Raw genomic sequence first — 2,431 nt, 5'->3', positions numbered from 1 at the left:
CGGTGATGCGCCAGGTCTCCGGACCGTCCTCTTCGATCAGGCCCTTCTTGAGCAGGCTCTTGATCACCTTCTTGGCGGCTTCGCCCTTGAGGTTGCCGGGCAAGGGGTGGATCGAGCCGTTCAAGTGGTTGATGGCGGCTTCGAGGATGATCTGCTGGGTGGTGGTCAGTTCGTTCATGGTGCGTGCTCCTGGATGGTGGTTGGTGCGTTCTTGATGGCCACCATTGAGCCATTGGAGCGTGCGCTTATCAAGCACAATTTTAAACTATTATAATTGATTTCAATATTTTTTATCATTGAATTGACTGCCGTCTGATGAAGCAGGCTGGAGACAGGTTCGAAGTCTTCGGTTGGTGTCCGACAAGGAATCGGAAAACAAGTGCGGCCAGGCAAGGTCGCGTAACCCAGTGGGTGGAAATCCCATCCCGGAAGGTTGGCCAACCACCGGGGAGCAAGTCTTTGAAGGGAGGGGGGTAACTCCTGACTTTAAGCGTAGGACAGCGACACGATAGGCCGTAAGCCGCAAGGTTGAAGTGATTGAGCCTCGTTATACGAAAATCAAAGGGAAGGACGACGTTGTTTGTTTAACGGAAGTCAAGACGGGTGGTGGCGCAAGGCAAGTGACCATCTGCTTCCTCGGGGTCTGAGAGCATGGCATGTCGGAGATTGGGGTTATGCGGTAACCTGGGAGACCCGGATGGGCTGTCTCTCAAGGAAGATGAGTATGCCAAACAATCTTTACAAGGGGAGTGAGGCAAATACGGCAACGGGAGTCGGATGGCTGAATAGTACCGATGAAGGCGGGTAACTCTGCTGGAGGGAAGGCGGCCACATCGGTAACAGTGCTGCGAGGAGACACGAATCGTGCTCAGACGCGAAGAAAGCGTGAATACGACATTGCAGCGCATAGCGTTGAAGGCCCGTAGTGAACCAAAGTTTCAGTTCACCAGTCTGTTTCATCTGATGGACTTGGAATTGCTGCGGGGATGTTTTGCGGGGCTGAGGACGGACGCTGCCGCAGGCATTGATCGGGTGACCAAGCAGGAATATGGACAGAATCTGGAGGAGAACCTGACAATATTGGTCAAGCGTCTTCACCAGATGGCGTATCGACCGCAACCGGTAAAACGGGTGTATATTCCGAAACCGGGGAGTGATAAACTGCGGCCTCTTGGGGTTCCGGTGTTGGAGGACAAGCTGGTACAGGCAGGCATGGTTAGAATTCTGGAGACAATCTATGAGCAAGACTTCATAGGAGACTCCTACGGATTTCGACCAGGGCGGGGTTGTCACCACGCCTTGCGGACACTGAATCTGGAAGTGCATAGGGGCATGGTCAACTATGTGGTTGAGGCGGATATCAGAGGTTTCTTTGATAATGTGAACCACGACTGGCTCATGAAATTCCTGGGACACCGCATTGCGGACAAACGCATGCTGCGCTACATCAAGCGATTTCTTATAGCCGGGGTTATGGAGGAGGGAAGGTATTGGGTCAGTGAGAAAGGAACTCCGCAAGGAGGAGTAATTTCTCCAATTCTGGCTAATATTTACCTTCATTATGGTTTGGACTTGTGGTTTGAGCGACGTTTCCGGCAAAGCTGTATGGGACCAGCAAGACTTATTCGCTATGCGGATGATTTTGTTGTGACCTTCCAAAACAGAGAAGATGCCATGGAATTTTACCGGGAGGTAGAGGAAAGATTGGCTCTTTTCAGTTTGTCGGTGGCTCCAGAAAAGACCAAGGTGTTGGAGTTCGGACCACTCGCAGTGAGGTGGGCCAGGGCCAGAGGGGAAAAGGCGGAAACATTTGACTTTTTGGGCTTTACTCACTTTTGCGGACGTTCACAGGATGGTAGGCGTTTTCGGATGAAAAGGAAAACAATCGGGAAGCGGTTTACGGCCAAATTGATCATTTTCAAGGAGTGGCTGAAAACAAATCGTACTCGACCTGTCCGAGAATTGATGCCCATCGTGGCGGCCAAATTACGTGGACACTATGCTTATTATGGTGTCACAGACAACAGTCAAGCTATCGAACGCTTTGCTTTTGAGGTGCGGAATCTGTTGTTCAAATGGCTTGATCGTCGAGGGAAAAGAGGTAGCATGAACTGGGAGAAGTTTAACCACATGCTCAAACTGTTTCCTCTGCCTGTTCCAAAGATAAAGGTTAATCTGTTCTGAATCGACGTAAAGGTGCTGGTGAGGAGCCGTGTGCGTAAATAGCGCAAGCACGGTTCTGGGAGGGGCCGGGGACAACGGGTGTATGGTCAAAATATGGTGGCACTGCCGGGAAACCAGGCAGACAACAGAGAAAACAAACCTTGACCTGTAGCACCTCGAAGAAACCGGTCTACTCGACAAGATGAAAAGCCTGTCAAACTTGGCCAACAGGCCGCACAGGACGCGCCGTGTTGCGTCCTGCCGTATC

Annotated in this window: 2 protein-coding genes; one reads left to right on the top strand and one right to left on the bottom strand. The window is 51.4% G+C overall.

The genetic code is table 11. From position 1 onward, the window contains the following. A partial coding sequence (locus HQL56_19585; GenBank protein MBF0311719.1) for a hypothetical protein occupies positions 1–178 on the bottom strand: 178 nt, incomplete at its 3' end. Between the two features lie 707 nt (positions 179–885). On the opposite strand from HQL56_19585, the gene ltrA reads away from it, so the two are divergent. Next, positions 886–2,184: a group II intron reverse transcriptase/maturase gene (ltrA, locus tag HQL56_19580; GenBank protein MBF0311718.1), complete on the top strand. Its 1,299-nt coding sequence runs from the start codon at positions 886–888 to the stop codon at positions 2,182–2,184. Positions 2,185–2,431: the final 247 nt, after the last annotated feature.

Source organism: Magnetococcales bacterium (genome assembly GCA_015231925.1).
Lineage (GTDB): Bacteria > Pseudomonadota > Magnetococcia > Magnetococcales > JADGAQ01 > JADGAQ01.
Note: the sequence above shows the minus strand (reverse complement) of the source record. Positions and strands in the feature narration are given on the sequence as shown.